The 17,719-nt window shown below is 63.8% G+C and carries 12 protein-coding genes; 4 read left to right on the top strand and 8 right to left on the bottom strand.

Annotated features, from left to right (window positions below; genetic code table 11):
- Positions 1 to 36: 36 nt before the first annotated feature.
- Positions 37 to 849 (top strand): helix-turn-helix domain-containing protein, encoded by an 813-nt coding sequence (locus LB536_RS06900; RefSeq protein ID WP_140759201.1) that lies wholly within the window; start codon positions 37 to 39, stop codon positions 847 to 849.
- On the opposite strand, the gene LB536_RS06905 is transcribed toward LB536_RS06900, so the two are convergent.
- Positions 850 to 1,815 carry a DMT family transporter gene (locus LB536_RS06905; RefSeq protein ID WP_224590571.1) on the bottom strand — a complete coding sequence of 322 codons (966 nt, stop codon included), beginning with the start codon at positions 1,813 to 1,815 and terminating at the stop codon, positions 850 to 852.
- A gap of 271 nt (positions 1,816 to 2,086) precedes the next feature.
- On the opposite strand from LB536_RS06905, the gene pepN reads away from it, so the two are divergent.
- A complete protein-coding gene (pepN, locus tag LB536_RS06910; RefSeq protein WP_224590572.1) occupies positions 2,087 to 4,732 on the top strand; it encodes an aminopeptidase N in 2,646 nt (881 codons plus the stop codon).
- 203 nt (positions 4,733 to 4,935) lie between these two features.
- The gene (locus LB536_RS06915) at positions 4,936 to 7,257 is read left to right on the top strand and encodes a PAS domain-containing sensor histidine kinase (RefSeq protein ID WP_224590573.1); all 2,322 of its coding nucleotides are present in this window, start codon (positions 4,936 to 4,938) and stop codon (positions 7,255 to 7,257) included.
- Between the two features lie 45 nt (positions 7,258 to 7,302).
- Here the strand turns inward: LB536_RS06915 and LB536_RS06920 are convergent, their stop codons facing one another.
- The 5 genes from LB536_RS06920 to LB536_RS06940 all read right to left on the bottom strand — a co-directional run bounded on the left by LB536_RS06920 (position 7,303) and on the right by LB536_RS06940 (position 14,854).
- Positions 7,303 to 7,776, bottom strand: coding sequence for a hypothetical protein (locus LB536_RS06920; protein ID WP_140810174.1), 474 nt, complete (start codon positions 7,774 to 7,776; stop codon positions 7,303 to 7,305).
- Between the two features lie 50 nt (positions 7,777 to 7,826).
- On the bottom strand, positions 7,827 to 10,787 hold the full coding sequence (locus LB536_RS06925) for a bifunctional [glutamine synthetase] adenylyltransferase/[glutamine synthetase]-adenylyl-L-tyrosine phosphorylase (RefSeq protein ID WP_224590574.1): 2,961 nt from the start codon (positions 10,785 to 10,787) through the stop codon (positions 7,827 to 7,829).
- Positions 10,787 to 12,262, bottom strand: coding sequence for an ATP-binding protein (locus LB536_RS06930; protein ID WP_140810172.1), 1,476 nt, complete (start codon positions 12,260 to 12,262; stop codon positions 10,787 to 10,789). Before LB536_RS06930 ends, LB536_RS06925 begins: the two co-directional genes overlap by 1 nt.
- 8 nt (positions 12,263 to 12,270) lie before the next feature.
- Complete coding sequence (locus LB536_RS06935) at positions 12,271 to 12,945, bottom strand: response regulator transcription factor (protein ID WP_023771592.1); 675 nt, start codon at positions 12,943 to 12,945, stop codon at positions 12,271 to 12,273.
- 355 nt (positions 12,946 to 13,300) lie between these two features.
- The gene (locus LB536_RS06940) at positions 13,301 to 14,854 is read right to left on the bottom strand and encodes a Do family serine endopeptidase (RefSeq protein ID WP_140759185.1); all 1,554 of its coding nucleotides are present in this window, start codon (positions 14,852 to 14,854) and stop codon (positions 13,301 to 13,303) included.
- Between the two features lie 113 nt (positions 14,855 to 14,967).
- Between LB536_RS06940 and LB536_RS06945 the strand changes: the two genes are divergently transcribed.
- Positions 14,968 to 15,252, top strand: a complete 285-nt coding sequence (locus tag LB536_RS06945; RefSeq protein WP_411966534.1) for a type II toxin-antitoxin system RelE/ParE family toxin — start codon at positions 14,968 to 14,970, stop codon at positions 15,250 to 15,252.
- Here the strand turns inward: LB536_RS06945 and LB536_RS06950 are convergent.
- Positions 15,249 to 15,713, bottom strand: coding sequence for a cytochrome c-type biogenesis protein CcmH (locus LB536_RS06950; protein WP_224590575.1), 465 nt, complete (start codon positions 15,711 to 15,713; stop codon positions 15,249 to 15,251). The genes LB536_RS06945 and LB536_RS06950 overlap by 4 nt on opposite strands.
- A complete protein-coding gene (locus tag LB536_RS06955; protein ID WP_140810167.1) occupies positions 15,710 to 17,695 on the bottom strand; it encodes a heme lyase CcmF/NrfE family subunit in 1,986 nt (661 codons plus the stop codon). The genes LB536_RS06950 and LB536_RS06955 overlap by 4 nt, the downstream gene beginning before the upstream one ends.
- Positions 17,696 to 17,719: the final 24 nt, after the last annotated feature.

Below are 17,719 nucleotides of genomic sequence, written 5' to 3' on the forward strand. Positions count from 1 at the left end.
TTGAAATGCTTTGGCCCGCAGCCTAACCATTCTCCCATGACAACGCCTCAAACCTCCGCCGGCAGTCTCATCCGCGAATGGCGTACGCGCCGCCGCATGAGCCAGCTCGATCTCGCCATGGAAGCGGAAATTTCGCAGCGGCATCTCTCCTTCGTCGAAAGCGGTCGCGCCGCACCTTCGCGCGACATGGTGCTGCATCTGGCCGAGCAGCTTGCGATCCCGCTGCGGCAACGCAATCAATTGCTGCTGGCCGCGGGCTTTGCGCCCAGCTTCAGCGAACGGCCGCTCACCGACACGACGCTGGCACCGGCGATGGAGGCGGTCGAGATGGTGCTCAAGGGACATGAGCCGTTTCCGGCATTGGCGGTGGACCGGCACTGGAACCTGGTTAAGGCCAACGCGGCAATCGGGCCATTCCTGGCCGATATTTCCGAGCCCTCATTGCTCCAGCCACCCGTCAATGTGCTGCGGCTCAGCCTGCACCCGGGTGGTGTCGCGCCGCGTATCGTCAACCTCCAGGAATGGCGCACTCACCTGCTCGAACGGCTGAAGCATCAGAACGATGCCGCCGGCGACCCGGTGCTGGTCGCATTGGAGCAAGAGCTTCGCGGCTACCCCTCCGGCCTGAAGAGCGGCCGGCCGGCGCCGGTCGAGCCGAATGCCATCGTGCACCCGCTCCGGCTTGCCCATGGCGACACGGTGCTTTCCTTCATCAGCACCATTACCGTGTTTGGCACGCCGCTGGATGTCACGCTGTCGGAACTGGCGATCGAGTCGTTCTTCCCGGCCGACGAACAGACACGGGCGGTGTTGGTGCGGTTGGCGAAAGAACGGACGGAACGGTCGTGATCACCCCTGTGGCAGGGCCGCCTTGCGGGTCCTCGTGCGTTCCAGACCCAGCTGCCGTTCGCGCCAGATGATGAAAATGCCGGCTGCCACCACGATCGCACCACCGACCAGCGTGCCGGACGAGGTCACGTCGCCGAAAACGAAATAGCCGACGACGACACCGAGGATCATCGAGGTATATTCGAAAGGCGCCACCACCGAGGCTTCGGCATGGCGATAGGCCGCGGTCATGAGAATCTGGCCGAGGCCGCCACAAAAGCCGGCCATGATGAGCAGTGCTGCTTGCGCCGGCGCCAGCGATTGCCAGCCGAAGGGCAGCGTCAGCAGCGAGAGCACGCTCGCGGTCGACGAGAACCACAGCACGATGGTGGCCGTCTTCTCCGTCTGCACGAGATTGCGCACCAGCAGCATGGCGACAGCCGAGATTGCCGCGGCCGCCAGCGCGGCCATGACGCCCAGGACCTCCTGGTCGTCTAGCCCTTGATCCGAATTGAGCAGCGTCAGTTCCGGCCAGGAAATGATGAGCACGCCAATGAGGCCGATCGCGACGGCGCTCCAGCGATAGACGCGGATCGTCTCGCCGAGGAACACCGAGGAGAACACCACGACCAGCAGCGGCTGTGCATAGTTCAGGGTGATCGCCTCCGGCAACGGCAGCCTGGTGAGCGCGAAAAAGCCAAGCCCCATGGCGCCGACGCCGACGACGCCACGCGCGACGTGGTTGAAAGGACGTTTCGTGGCGAATGCGGTGGCCAGATGTCCTTTAAATGCCAGGAAGGCAATGATTGGGAAGATGGCGAAGAAGGAACGGAAGAAGACGATCTGCCCGGCAGGCACATCGCCTGCCGCCTTGATACAGGTTTGCATGCCGACAAAAACCGCCACGGAGACGATCTTCAGCACGATGCCCCTCAGCGTACCGTGGCCGCCGGTGGTTTCTGGCCGCGCCTCCGCCCCTGATGTCACTTTGGCCGCGCGTCTCTGCCCGCCGTCGAGGGGACGTTGCAGGTCTCGAAATCGCAGAACGGGACATCGTCGGCGCGCCGAACGGAAGCGCCCATCCCGAATTTCGGTGTGACGGCGGTCATGACTGCCTCGCGACGATGAAAGGATGACCTGAATTAGGCTCTGGCGCAGTTTTGTCGAGGGTGTGTTTCGTGTAAAGAGCGCGGACTTTGAATTTTTTGGACCAGTCAAACCATGTCCGGTCCCCGGAAAAGACAGGAAAAGCCAGGGAATGCGCACTGACACAGGCCAGGTCTTCAAACTCGAGGACTATCGCCCCAGCGACTACCTCATTCCGGAAACCAACCTTGACTTCCGTCTTTCGCCGCAGGCCACAGTGGTCACCGCGATACTGACGGTCGAGCGCCGCGAGGGCATATCCACGTCGGCTCCGCTGGTGCTCGACGGCGATGGATTGACGCTCAAACGCGTCGAGATCGACGGCAAGACGGTGAGACCGGCCGATCTGCTGGCGAGCCCCGACCAACTGACCCTGCGCAAGCCGCCGGCCGCACGTCGTTTCCAACTGCTCATCGAAACCGAACTGGCGCCGGCCGGCAATGAAGCCCTGATGGGCCTTTACCGTTCGAACAACGTCTACTGCACGCAGTGCGAGGCGGAGGGCTTTCGCCGCATCACCTATTTTCTTGATCGCCCCGATATCCTGTCCGTCTACACGGTGCGGATCGAGGCGCGGCGCGACGAGGCGCCGCTGCTCCTGTCCAACGGCAATCCGGTCGAGAACGGCGATCTCGCCGATGGCTGGCACTACGCCAGCTGGCACGACCCCTTCCCCAAGCCGTCCTACCTGTTCGCACTGGTGGCCGGCAATCTCGGCCGGATCGCCGACAGTTTCGTGACCATGTCCGGCCGCAAGGTCGAGCTCGGCATCTATGTCGAGCCCGGCAAGGAGGCGCTCGCCGGTTACGCGATGGACGCGCTGAAGCGGTCGATGCAATGGGACGAGGAGGCCTTTGGCCGCGAGTACGACCTCGACGTCTTCAACATCGTCGCCGTGTCGGATTTCAACATGGGCGCGATGGAGAACAAGGGCCTCAACATCTTCAACGACAAATACGTGCTGGCCGACCAGGAGACGGCGACGGACGCCGATTTCGCCAATATCGAGGCGATCATCGCGCATGAGTACTTCCACAATTGGACAGGCAACAGAATCACTTGCCGCGACTGGTTCCAGCTTTGCCTGAAGGAAGGGCTGACGGTTTTCCGCGATCATGAATTCTCCGCCGACCAGCGCTCTCGCGCGGTCAAGCGCATCGCCGAAGTGCGCACGCTGCGTGCCCATCAGTTTCCCGAGGACCAAGGGCCGCTGGCGCATCCGGTGCGGCCGCGCCGCTACCGCGAGATCAACAATTTCTACACGGCTACGGTGTACGAAAAAGGCTCCGAAGTGGTGCGTATGATCCGCACCATTCTCGGGGCTGAGGCCTTTCGCGCCGGCATGGATCTTTATTTCGAACGCCACGACGGCGAAGCCGCGACCATCGAGGACTTCATCAAGGTGTTCGAGGAGGCGTCCGGCCGTGATCTTTCGCAGTTCGCGCTCTGGTACCATCAGGCGGGCACACCCAACCTGACCGTGAGTTCGACGCACAATCCGGCCGCACAGGAATTCACGCTCGAGATCGAGCAGTCGGTGCCGCCGACACCGTCGGAAAGCCGCAAGCGGCTGATGCACATCCCGCTCGCCTTCGGCCTGATCGGCGCCGGCGGCGAGCCGGTTCGATACAGCGGCGTCGAGGGCGCCAGCGTCGAGGACGGCGTCATCCATATTCGCAAGCGCCGTCACATGGTGCGCTTTTCCGGCGTTGCCGAACGACCGGCGGTGTCACTCAACCGCGGCTTTTCGGCGCCGGTGACGCTGTCGGTCGAGCAGAAGGCGGCCGACCAGTTTTTCCTCGCCCGCCATGACAGCGACGCCTTCTCGCGCTGGCAGGCCTTCAACACGCTGCTCACCGATGCGCTGATCGCTGCCTTCCGCCAGATCCTTGGCGGCAAACAGCCGGACTTCGCCCCGCGGCTGACGGAGCTTGCCGGCAGCATCGCCAGCGACGAGACACTCGAGCCAGCCTATCGAGCTCTGGCTCTGGCGCTGCCCGGCGACGCCGACATCGCGCGTGACATCGGCAAGAACATCGATCCGGACGCCATCCATTCGGCTCGCCAGGCGCTTGCGCTGGCGATCAGCACGGTCAATGGCGAGGCATTTTCCCGCCTCTACGACAGCCTTGCCGACCAGACCGCCTTCAGCCCCGACGCGGCAAGCGCGGGACGACGCGCCTTGCGCAACATTCTGCTGGATTATCTCTCGCTGCTGCCCGGTGGAACGGCATTGGCGGCCGGGCATTTCCAGTCCGCGACGAACATGACCGACCGCGCGGCCGCATTGGCCGTGCTCGCGCATCGTCACCACGGATCGCCGGAGGCGAAAAAAGCGCTGGCGGCTTTCGAAAAGACATATGCGTCCGACCCGCTGGTCATGGACAAATGGTTCCAGATCCAGGCCAGCGTGCCGGGGCCACAGGCGGTGGACACCGTTCGCGCCCTGACCGCTCATCCGGGTTTCTCGATGGGCAACCCGAACCGGGTGCGCTCGCTGATCGGCACATTCTCCAGCGCCAATCAGACCGGCTTTCACCGCGCCGACGGAGAAGGCTACCGTTTCTTCACGCAGACTGTGCTCGAGGTCGAAAAGCGCAACCCGCAAGTGGCGGCAAGGCTAGCGACCGCGCTCAGGTCCTGGCGTTCGCTCGAACCGGGCCGGCAAGCCAAGGCCAGGGAAGCGCTGGTTTCGATCGCCAATGCCGAAGACCTGTCGGCGGACCTGCGCGACATCGTCGAGCGCACGCTGGCGTAGGCGCCCTTTCCTTCCCGGCGGGGCAAGGCCGAGCCGCCGCACTTCCAAAAGCCCGCTATTTTAGTCGATTTTTAATCTTTTTTCGCCGGACCACTGGACAAGGCGAATCACCTTTGATTCTTTAATGGCGATTCGGACGTGCGGTGTTGCCGGATCACCAGCACATAGAAATGCGGCATACTGGAAATCGGGGAGTGCCATTTATGGCGAAGGCGGACGCGTGGGGCGCGCCCGGAGGGATGGCTTTTGCGCGTCGTGAGACGCGCGGCGACGGCCTTGCCGGGAATACGCGGCTCATTGCCGAACCGGCCTACAAGCGGCTTCTGGCGGCCGAACCGCTGCTGCGCCGGTCGATACCGGCCCTCATCATCATCTTCCTGATCGTCATCGCGGCGCTGCGTGTGCTCTCGCTGATGAACGAGCGTGACGATGTCGAGCGCGACGCCAAGGCGGTCCTGACGCTGGCCGCCGCGCAGCTCGCCAGTTCGCTCGCCACCACGTCGGACACGCTGCCGGGCGCCACCCAGGACCTGCTGGAGACCACCAGCCGCCAGGGAGCGATGGGCCGCAGCCATGTGCTTGTCATCACCGACAGCGCCTTCAGGATCACCGCGGTGACGCCGCGTTCGGTGCCCTGGCAAGGCCATTCGCTCGACAGCCTCGTCCAGGGCGGCCAACCGCTGTTCATGTTCGGCGATCGCGCCGGTGTCATGGAGGTCAACATCGGCGGGCAGGACTGGTATGCGGCGGTCAGCCTGTCCAGGGACAGGAAGGGAGCCGCCGCGGCGCTTGTGCCGCAGGAAGCGGTCTTCGACACGTGGCGCAAGACCGTCTCGTTGAATGTCACGCTGTTCGTGCTGACGGGCGGCGTGCTGATCATCATCCTCTATGCCTATTTCGGGCAGGCGGCGCGCGCGCAGGCAGCCGACCGCATCTATCTCGAAGCACATCAGCGTATCGACATGGCGCTGGTTCGCGGCCGTTGCGGCCTGTGGGACTGGGACATGGTGCGCGGCAAGATGTACTGGTCGCGCTCGATGTACGACATGCTCGGCTACGAACCCTGCGAGACGATGCTGTCCTTCGGCGAGGTCGACGAGATCATCCATCCCGAGGACGGCGACCTGTTCGAGCTCGCCAACAGGATCGTAGCGCGCGAGATCGACCACATCGACCAGGTGTTCCGGATGCGGCATGCCGATGGCCAATGGGTGTGGATGCGCGCCCGGGCACAGGTCATGGATCCGGAAGCGCCGGAGATCCAGCTGATCGGCATCGCGGTCGACGTCACCGAGCAACGGCATCTGGCGCTGCGCTCCGAAGCGGCCGATCTTCGCCTCAGGACCGCGATCGAGAACATCAATGAATCTTTCGTGCTGTGGGATTCGGCTCAGCACCTGATCATGTGCAATTCCAAATACCAGCAGGACAACGGGCTCTCGGATCGCGACGTGATGCCAGGTGTGACGCGCGCGTCCCTGGAAGAGCGGATGCTGGCCTTTGCTTCGGAGCGCCGGCTTGCAAACAGCAATGGTCCGCAGGGCGGCGCCACGTTCGAGCGGCAGCTGTCCGACGGCCGCTGGCTGCAGGTCAACGAACTCAGAACCAGGGATGGCGGCACCGTCTCGGTCGGATCCGACATCACCCAGATCAAGCTGCACCAGGAAAAGCTGGTCGACAGCGAGCGCCGGCTGATGGCGACGATCCATGATCTCAGCCTCGCACGGCGGGCCGAAGAGGAACGGTCGCGCGAACTGGTCGACCTCAACCGCAAATACATGAAGGAAACCGAGCGCGCCGAAGCGGCGAACCGGGCCAAATCGGAATTCCTGGCCAACATGTCGCATGAATTGCGCACGCCGCTGAATGCCATCATCGGCTTCTCGGAACTGATGGAACAGGGGCTGTTCGGCCCTCTGGGCTCGGAGCGCTACGAGGAGTACGCCACCGACATCAACAGCAGCGGCAAATACCTGCTCGGCGTCATCAACGACATTCTCGACATGTCCAAGATCGAGGCCGGCCAGTTCTCGCTGGACCAGGAGCAGATCGACCTCGGTCCGCTGATCAGTGAGACGGTGCGTGTCGTCTCGCTGCAGGCGGCGCAGAAGGCGATCACCGTGGAGACGCGTATCGCCGACGCGCTGACGCTGTTCGCCGATCGCCGGGCGATCAAGCAGATCGTCATCAACCTTCTGTCCAACGCGGTGAAATTCACCGGCCAGGGCGGCCACATATCGGTCAGGGCCCGCAACACGTCGGGCGCGCTGGTGCTGACGATCGAGGACAATGGCTGCGGAATCCCGAAGGAAGCGCTCGGCAAGCTGGGGCGTCCCTTCGAGCAGGTGCAGAACCAGTTCTCCAAGAACCATGCAGGCTCCGGCCTCGGCCTTGCCATTTCGCGCTCGCTGGCCGAGTTGCAAGGAGGCGCACTGAAGATCCGTTCCACCGAAGGCGTCGGCACGATCGTGTCGGTGCGCATTCCGCTGAAGAAGGCAACATCGACGATCAAGGTTGCGGCCTGAGCGGCAGGCCTCGGCTGACGGCGCCGGAGCCTGCGTCAGCCAGCCTCACTGCATGCCGTTTTCGTCGTCGCCTCCTTGACGATGGCGGCCAAAGCGCCCGCTCTTCGGCAGCTCGCGGTTCTCGATCTTTCCGTCGTTGTTCTTGTCGAGTATCGCGAAAAGCTTCTTTTCGCGGCCCGTGATGTCGTCTGATGTCAACGTGCCGTCGCCCTTGCTATCGTACCGGGCGATGATGCGCCTGGCCATGCGTTCGAAGCGCGCCTTCTCCAGTGCGTCGGCGAGTTGGGCGACAGTCAGCTTGCCGCCATTGTCGGCGACAAGCTTCTTGAGCCGCGCGTCCACGACATTGGAGAACTGGTCGAACGTGATGGTCCCGCCATTGTCCTTCATTGCCTTGTCGAGCCGCATCATGGTGCGCTCACGCATGTTCGCGCTGTCGACATTCTCGGCATAGGCACCGCCGCCAACGGCTCCGGCCAGGGCGATGAAGGCAAGTGCGAGCTTGGTTGTCTTTCTCATGGTTTTCTCCTGTTGCATCGTCACCCCCGATGCGGCCGAACGCTCGTTGATCACGAACCCCCGGCACGAAGCAAAAGGTCGAAATCCTTCCTGACCTTTTGCGACGTCTCCTTGAGGTGTGCCTCCAGCACACCGAAATCCGGCAGGTCGGTGACCGCTAGAAGCAGATCCGAAAGCCCCGGCGGAACGTCGTCACGTTCGAAGGGTCCGGTAAGGCACAGCCGCGTCATCTGGGTCAGCGCCAGATACAGGGCGTAAGCATGGCCAAGGTCCTGCCTGATCCCGGCATTGGCGAAACGGGGCGTCAGGCGAGACAGGATCTCGGCCGTGCCGGTGACGCGCGGCCCGGCCTCGACCTGTCCGGTGATGACAGCCACCTGTGCTATGAATTCGAGATCGATCAGACCGCCGGGAATCAGCTTGATGTCCCACAGGTCGCGGGGCGGCTTTTCCTGCTCGATCATGGCACGCATGTCCGACGCCTCGGCCCTCACCTTTGCCGCATCGCGCGCTTGGCTCAGCACCGCGGCAACTTCCGCCTCGACCTCGCCGCACAGGCTGGCGTCACCAGCAATCGGCCGCGCCCGCGACAGGGCCATGTGTTCCCACGTCCAGGCCTCCTGGCGCTGGTATTTCTTGAAGGCATCGATGTGGGTGGCGACCGGTCCCTTGTTGCCGGAAGGCCGCAGCCGCAGGTCGAGTTCGTAGAGCACTCCTTCCGCCGTCGGCGCCGACACGGCCGATATCAGCCGCTGCGTCATGCGGGAATAATAGTGCGACGGCGCCAGCGGCTTGTCGCCGTCGGAGTCCTCGGCATCCGCATCGTGGTCGTAGAGCAGAATGAGATCGACATCCGATCCGGCGGTCAATTCGCGGCTGCCGAGCTTGCCCATGCCGAGCAGCGAAACCACGCCGCCGGCGATCGTGCCATGGCGCACCGCGAATTCGGCGGTCACCGCTTGCAGCGCAGCCGCGATGGTCAGGTCCGCCAGATCGGAGAAAGCGCGGCCGGCGCGGGCCGGATCGATCGAGCCCGCGAGCAGCCGCACACCGATCAGGAATTTCTGTTCGGAAGCAAATATGCGCAGCCTGTCGAGCACCTCCTCATAGGCCCTTTCGCCTTCGAGGAAGGCGGAAAGCCGTGCCGAGAGATAGGCGCGGTCGGGAAGCTCGGTCAGCAATGCCGGGTCGAGCAAGCCGTCGAAGACATGCGGCCGGCGGGTGATGATCGCCGCCAGCCGGGGCGCCGCGCCCATGATCGTCGCCATCAGCCTGAGCAGTGCGGGGTTCGACTGCAGCAATGAGAACAGCTGGATGCCGGCCGGCAGGCCAGCAAGGAACTCGTCGAAACGGACCAGCGCCTCATCGGCCCGGCGCGTCTGGCCAAAAGCCTTGAGCAGTGCCGGCGTCAGTTCCGTCAGCCGCTCGCGCGCCTCCGCCGACCGGGTGACGCGATAGCGGCCGAAATGCCAGCCGCGGATGACACGGCAGATATCGCTTGGCCGCTGAAAGCCGAGACCGTGCAGGGTCCGCAGCGTGTCCGGGTCGTCGACGTCACCGGTGAAGACCAGGTTGCCGATGCCGGCCGAAAGCTCGGGCGCGGTTTCGAACAGCGCGGCATAGTGGCGCTCGACCTGCTGTAGCGAGGCACGGAACACCCCGGCAAACGCGGCCGCGTCGGCAAAGCCCAGCATGCGGGCGATGCGCTCCAGCCCTTCATCGTCTTCCGGCAGCATGTGCGTCTGCTCGTCGGCCACCATCTGGATGGCATGTTCGACCCGACGCAGGAACCAGTACTGGCGGGCGAGCGCGTCACGCGCATCCGATGTGATCCAGCCCCGAGCCGCGAGCTGACCGAGCATCGGCACGGTTTCGCGGCCGCGCAGCTCCGGGAAGCGGCCGCCGGCGATGAGCTGCTGGGTCTGGACGAAGAACTCGATCTCTCGGATGCCGCCGCGCCCAAGCTTGACGTTGTGCCCTTTCACGGCGATCTCGCCATGGCCCTTATGGGCATGAATCTGGCGCTTGATCGAATGGACGTCGGCAATAGCCGCGTAGTCCATGTATTTGCGCCAGATATAGGGCTGGAGCTCCTTGAGAAAGGCATCGCCCGCGGCGAGATCGCCGGCGACCGGGCGCGCCTTGATCATCGCGGCACGCTCCCAGTTCTGGCCGCGCGCCTCGTAGTAGCGAAGCGCGGCTTCAACCGGAATCGCCAGCGGGGTCGAACCGGGGTCGGGACGCAATCTCAGGTCGGTGCGGAAGACATAGCCGTGCTCGGTGCGATCCTGCAGGATGCGCACCAGCCGGCGCGTCAGGCGCGAGAACAGGTCGGTAGCGTCGAGAGGATCGACCACGGCGGGCGCCTCCGGATCGAAGAACACGACGAGGTCGATGTCGGAGGAGAAATTCAGCTCGTGCGCGCCGAGCTTGCCCATGCCGAGCAGGATCCAGCCCGATTGATGCGACGGGCTGTCCAGGTCGGGCAGTTTGAGCTTGCCCTGGCTGTGCGCGTCACGCAGCAGGAAATCGACGGCCGCGCGGGCGCAGGCGTCGGCGAGATCGCTCAACCGCCTTACAGTCAGCGAGGTTTCGGCCTCGCCCGAGAGATCGGCGAGCGCGATCAGGAAATGCGCCTCGGCCTTGTGCTGGCGCAGTTCCATCATCAGGCCGGATTCCGAGACCGTTTCGGCCAGCGGCGCCTGGTCGATCGCGGCGGTGATCGCCTTCAGGCGGGCCTCGATCGGCAGGTCGAACAGGCCATCCAGGATTTGCGGCCGGCGGCGCGCGGTATCGCGCAGGAACGGCGAAAGGTCGAAGACGGCGGCCAGGAAATCCTGCGCCGTCCCCTTGCCGGCCAGGAATTTGGCCGCGCGTATCAACCCTTCTTCGCGCGCTGCATCCGCGATTTCGGACAGTTCCTGCCGTGCCCGGCCCTCGTCGAGCGGAGCAAGCGGGGTTTCCAGGCTCAGCAGCCAGCCTGTCTTGCTCCGCTTGGCAACGGCCGCCATCAGTGGTCCTCCCGCGCGGGGAAACTCATGACCACGGATAGTCCCGGATTGCCAGACAACAGGTCAAGCCGGCCGTAATGGAATGTCATGACCGCCTTGGCGAGACTGAGGCCAAGGCCCGAACCAGGCTGCGAACGGCTCTTCTCAAGCCGCACGAAGCGTTCCGTCGCTCGGGCGCGATCGGCATCGTCGGGAATGCCCTGGCCGTTGTCGGCGACGGAAAGCCTGATCTCTCCATGCGTGCGTTCGAGCGTCACACGGACCGCCGGTTTGGACGTCGAATCGGTCGAATACTTGATCGCATTGTCGACGATGTTGGAAAGCGCCTGACCGATCAGTTCGCGGTTGCCGTCGACGACAAAAGCACCGTTCACCTCGGCGTCCAGCGAAACGCCAGCCTCCTCGGCCACCGGCTCGTAAAGTTCGACCACATCACGCACGGCCTCCGCCAGATCGACGCGGCTGGTGTGCTCGGAGGAATACCCAGCCTCCAGCCGGGAGATCATCAGGATGGCGTTGAAGGTTTTTATCAGCTGGTCGGACTCGGCGATGGTGCCTTCCAGCGCCTGCCGATAATCCGATGTTTTCTGCTTGCCGGAAAGCGTCGCTTCGGCCCGGTTGCGCAGCCGGGTCAGCGGCGTCTTCAGGTCATGCGCGATGTTGTCGGATACCTGCTTCAGGCCTTCGTTGAGCGTGGAGATCCTGGCCAGCATGACATTGAGGTTTTCCGATAGCCGGTCGAACTCGTCACCGGCGCCGGTCACCGGCAACCGGCCACTGAGATCACCGCCCATAATGCGCCGGCTTGCCTCGGAAACCCCGTCGATACGCTTCAATGCCGCGCGGCCAACAAAGAACCAGATTAGGATGCCGCCCACCCCCATCATGCCGAGCGCCAGCACCAGCGAACGGCGGATGACGGCACGGAACCGCTCCGGTTCGCCGAGATCGCGGCCGACCAGCATGATCATCTGATTGGGCAGCCGCAGCACCAGGGCAATGGCGTTGTGGCCCTTCTCGCCCTGCGCCTGCGTGTCGCTCTGGTCGGGCTGTGCCGTCCCCTTGTCGGCAGGCAAATTGCGTAGACGATCGAGCTCTCCCTCGCCAAAGCGCTGATACGAAAAAGGGCTGGTGGTCCAGCCTTCGTTTTCGAGAACTCCCGGCTCCAGACTCTGCACGTTACCGGTCAGGATCTGGCCGTTGGCATCGGCAATCAGATAGAGGTTGGCGCCGGGTTGGCGCGAGCGGGCCTCGACCACGCGGACCAATACCGGCAGGCCACCCCGCTGATAGGCGCGCGCAAGGCCGAGCACCTCGTCGTTGATGGTCTCCTGCGTCTGCGCGGTTAACATGCGCGCCGAGAGCGAAGTCATGTAGAGGACGAGCAGCACCGCGCAGAGTGCGAAGAGCAGGAGATAAAGCGCCGAAAGCCGTGCGGCCGTCGTCTTCATGATGGCGGGCACGGAAAGCGCCATGCTGCCGCCTAGCCGCCCTTCAGCATGTATCCGGCGCCGCGAACCGTATGCAGGATCGGCTTGTCGAAGCCCTTTTCGATCTTGCCGCGCAGCCGCGAGACGTGGACATCTATGACATTGGTCTGTGGATCGAAATGATAGTCCCAGACATTTTCGAGAAGCATGGTGCGCGTCACAACCTGGCCGGCATGGCGCATGAGATATTCGAGCAAGCGGAATTCGCGCGGCTGCAGCGTGATCTCGCGCGCCGCCCGGCGGACAGAATGCGACAGCCTGTCGAGTTCAAGGTCGCCAACCCGGTAGACGGTCTCGGCCTCCTTGGCGCTGGCGCGTCGGTTCAGCACCTCGACACGCGCCAGAAGTTCGGAAAAGGCATAGGGCTTGGTCAGATAGTCGTCGCCGCCGGCGCGCAGCCCGGTGACACGGTCATCGACCTCGCCCAGCGCCGACAGGATGAGCACTGGCGTCGTGTTGCCCCTGGAACGGAGAGCGGCAATGACCGACAGGCCGTCGCGGCGCGGCATCATCCGATCGATGACCATCACGTCATAATCACCCGCATCGGCAAGCGCGAAGCCGGTCTCGCCGTCACCCGCGACATGCGCGGTATGACCCGCTTCCGTGAAGGCTTTCTGCAGATAATCCGCAGCCTCGCGATCGTCTTCTATGACGAGAATCTTCATAGGGCCGTTATACGCGATTTCGCTGGAAGGTTGAGTAGCCGGCATCTGCATTTTAGCCTTTGCCAAAACGTATCGCGATCAGGATGATCGAGAGCGTACGCGATAAAATCTTTGTTCCGTGGCGTCGTTACGCCGGACATGCCAGTTCCCGGTCATGTCGTCATCCCGCAACCACCGAACCGACCGGCTTCGGGCACGAGGGCGTGATGGGCAGCCATATGCGGGGCGCGGCAGCGGGCGATGGGAAGCCCGCTGCCGCTGAAGAAGAGCGCGATGACTGACTAACGGGCTCTCCTTCTTGCTTTCCCATGCGGCGACTCGGGGGTGTTGAAACCGCCGCATTGGAAAAGTCGTCTCAGCCCTTGGCCACCGGCACCGCGACGAAGCGGTTGTTGTCGTCACGGGTGATCTGCATCAGCACCGCCTTGCGTCCGGATTTGACCGCATCGGCCATGGCCTTGGTGACGTCTTCGGTGCCGTTGACTTCCGCCGAGTTGACCGCGGTGATGACGTCGCCCGGCTGGATGCCGCGGTCGGCGGCGGCGCTGTCGGGGTCGACGTCGGTCACCACCAGACCCTTACCGTTTTCGGACTTGGTGACGGTGAGGCCGAGATCAGCCAGCGTGTCCGGCTTTGCCGGAGCGGCGGGTTGCTGCTGCTGCTGATCGCCCGACGCCTGCTTGTCGCTGGCGGGCAGCTTGCCGAGATCGACCTTGACCGTCTGGCTCTTGCCGTCACGCCACACGGTGACGTCAACCGATTTGCCCGGCGAATAGGCGCCGATCAGACGGGCGAGTTCCTTCGGCGAGGCAACATCCTTGCCATCGACCTGGGTGATGACATCACCTGCCGTGATGCCGGCCTTCTTGCCGGGGCCATCGTCCTGGGCGCTCGAAACCAACGCGCCATTGTTGGACTTCAGACCGAGCGATTCGGCGATGTCGGAAGTGACCGGCTGGATTTCGACGCCGAGCCAGCCGCGCTGGACCGCGCCGTTCTTCATCAAGTCTGCGACGACCTGCTTGGCGGTCGTGGCGGGAATGTCGAAGGCGATGCCGACGCTGCCGCCCGAGGGCGAGAAGATGGCGGTGTTGATGCCGACCACCTGGCCGTTGAGATTGAAGGTCGGGCCACCCGAATTGCCGCGGTTGACCGAGGCGTCGATCTGGAGGAAATCGTCATAAGGGCCAGCGCCGATATCGCGGCCGCGCGCCGAGATGATGCCGGCGGTGACGGTGCCACCGAGGCCGAACGGGTTGCCGACAGCCACGACCCAGTCGCCGACGCGAACCTTGGAATCGTCGGCGAAGTCGACATAGGTGAACTTGCCGCCGCCATCGACCTTGAGCACGGCGAGGTCGGTGCGCGGATCGGTGCCGACCAGCTTGGCGTCGAGTTCCTTGCCGTCATTGGTCACAACGGTGAAAGCGGTGCCCTCGTCGACGACGTGGTTGTTGGTTACGAGATAACCGTCTTCGGAAATGAAGAAGCCCGAGCCCTGTGCCACCGGACGCGGCTGGTCGTTGTTGCGATCGCGGTGACCGAAGCGGCGGTGACCTTCGTCGTTCTGGCCACCCTGGTCACCAAAGCCGCGGAATTCCTTGAAGAAGCGGCGCAGCTGCGGATTGTTGGGAAGATTGTCGAAACCGCCCTGATCGCCGGAACCGTCATCGGCTGTCGGCTGCAGCTTGGCCTTGACCTTGACGCTGACCACGGCTGGCGAAACGCGCTCCACGACATCGGCGAAGCTCGGAACCTGCGGAGCCTCGACACGTACGGCGTCAGCCAGAACGGGGCTGGTTCCACTGGTCAGCGCGCCAACGCCGATCGCACCGGCGACAGCGACGGACGCGACGGCAGCCAGAAGACGCTTGCGGGTGCGGGAATATGAATTGGGGGCAATATTCATGGATCTCTTATCCTCTTTCAAGCGGACGCGCCTTGATCGGCATCCTCAGGAAACGAGAATTAGAACGGCGGACATTACAGCGCCATTTCCGACACATGAAACTTTGGTAATGTTTGTCGTGGCGGCGAGGTCACACGAATTCCTTGGCCGCAGCCGTGCGGGACAACCCGGCCGCGGCACGACGCCTGGCAGATCGCATTCGCAACACAGGCCGGGACCTTGGTGACATGGCGACGGCCCGTCCCGGCCGGGTAACCGGCACCTACGAGAAGCCAATCAGCGGCCTGCCCTACATCATTGTCTATGAGTTGAGGTCGATCTCTGGCCGTGACAGCGTTGTTATCGTGCATGTAATTCACACGTCACGGGACTGGCCACCGGAGGAATGGCCGGGTTAATCGCCCAACATCTTGTCCAGAGCTGCCTGCTCTTCGGCCGAAAGCGCTGCCGTTGCCGGAACCCGGCGCGAACGGGCGCTGAGCGTTATGAACACGCCACCGGCCAAAAGCAGGAGAACCGGCGTGCCCCACAGCAACGCGTTGCGCAGGTCGAAGCGCGGCTTCAGAAGCACGAACTCGCCGTAGCGGGAAACGACATAGTCCATCACCTGCTGGTCGGTATCGCCGGCGACGAGGCGCTGGCGCACCAGGATCCGCAGGTCGCGGGCAAGGTCGGCGTCGGATTCGTCGATCGACTGGTTCTGGCAGACCATGCAGCGCAAGCCTTCCGACAGCGCCCGGGCTCTCGCCTCGAGTGCCGGGTCCGCCAGCATCTCGTCAGGCTTCACCGCCATTGCCGTGCCGGCGAAGAGCAGTGCCAGCAGCAGGACAATCGACGTCAGTGAAAACCTTGCCTTCATGACAGGCCCGCCGGCACCACCGCCTGCTTGCGACGGCGCGATGGCGCGCCGACACGCAGGCGCCTGTCCATCAGCGACATGGCCGCACCCGCCATCATCACCAGGCCGCCGCCCCAGATCAGCGTCACCAGCGGCTTCCACCACAGACGCACCACGACCGAGCCGTCCTTGCCCTCGTCGCCGAGCGAAATGTAGAGCTGGGAGAGGCCGATCGTCTTGATGCCGGACTCCGTCGTCGTCATCTGCCGCACGGGATAGAAACGCTTGGCGGAACTGATTTCGCCGACAGGGCTGCCGCTGACCCCGATCAGCTCGAAACGGCCGCGATCCTCGCTGTAGTTCGGTCCCTGGGCAGGATAGAGGCCGACGAAACGAACCGTGCGGCCGGAGATTTCGACGATTTCACCAGCATGCATGGACAGGATCTTCTCCGTGCCGAAGCAGAGCGTGCCGACAATGCCGAGCACCGTCAGGCCGAGGCCAAGATGCGCGAAAGCGGTCCCGAAGACCGAGCGTGGCAGACCAACCAGACGCCTGACCATGACCGGCACGGCGACATTGCCGACCCCGGCTTTGACGGCGATGTCGGTTAGCGCACCAAGGATCAACCAGACGGCAAGGCCGACGCCAAGCGCGGCAAGCACCGAAGCGCCGTCGATGAACAAGGCGGTGACCAGCGTCGCCAGAAGGGCGGCCGCAAACGCGACCATCAGACGCTGCGCGACGCCAAACACATCGCCGCGCTTCCAGGCCAGCAGCGGCCCAAAGGGAACCATCACCAGCAGCGGCACCATCAGCGGTGCGAAGGTAAGGTTGAAGAACGGCGCTCCGACCGAAATCTTGTCGGCCGAAAAAGCCTCGACCGCCAGCGGATAGAGCGTGCCGACCAGCACGGTGGCGGTCGCCGTGGTCAGGAACAGATTGTTGAGGACGAGTGCGCCTTCGCGCGAAATCGGATGGAACAAGCCGCCTGCCGTCAACTTCGATGCGCGCAGCGCAAACAGTGACAGCGAGCCGCCGATGAACAGCGTCAGGATGCACAGGATGAAGACGCCGCGCGTCGGATCGGTGGCAAAGGCGTGGACGGAAGTCAGGACGCCCGAACGCACCAGGAAGGTGCCGAGCAGCGACAGCGAGAAGGTCAAAATGGCGAGCAGCAGCGTCCAGATCTTCAAAGCCGAGCGCTTTTCCATGACGATGGCCGAATGCAACAGCGCGGTGCCCGCCAGCCACGGCATGAAGGAAGCGTTTTCGACCGGGTCCCAGAACCAGAAGCCGCCCCAGCCGAGCTCGTAATAGGCCCAGTACGATCCCATGGCGATGCCGCCGGTCAGGAACATCCAGGCGACCAGTGTCCATGGCCGCACCCAGCGCGCCCAGGAGGCATCGATGCGCCCCTCGATGAGGGCCGCGACCGAGAAGGAAAAGCAGATCGAGAAGCCGACATAGCCGAGATAGAGCAGCGGCGGATGAATGGCGAGGCCAAGATCCTGCAGGATCGGGTTGAGATCGCGGCCTTCGATGGGCGCCGGGTTGAGGCGGATGAAAGGATTGGACGTCACCAGGATGAACAGGAAGAAGGCAGCGCCAATGGCGCCCTGCACCGCAAGCACGTTGGCGCGCAGCGTCGCCGGCAGGTTGGAGCCGAAAGCGGCGACAAGCGCGCCGAAGAAGGTCAGGATCAGCACCCAGAGCAGCATCGAGCCTTCGTGATTGCCCCAGGTCCCGGTGATCTTGTAGATCAGCGGCTGAAGCGAATGCGAGTTCTCCCAAACGTTCGCCAGCGAAAAATCGGAGCTTGCATAGGCGCTGGCAAGGGCTGCGAAGGACAGCGCCGTCAATGCAAAACCAGTCACCGCGACCGGACCGCCGACGGCCATCAGGCGCTGGTTGTTCAGCCGCGCGCCAAACAGCGGCACGATGGTCTGCACCAGTGAAAGCGCGAACGCCAGAACCAGGGCGAAATGTCCGGTCTCAACCATTCCCGCGACTCACGCTTGCTCTCC

This window comes from Mesorhizobium sp. ES1-3 (assembly GCF_020164795.1).
GTDB lineage: Bacteria > Pseudomonadota > Alphaproteobacteria > Rhizobiales > Rhizobiaceae > Mesorhizobium.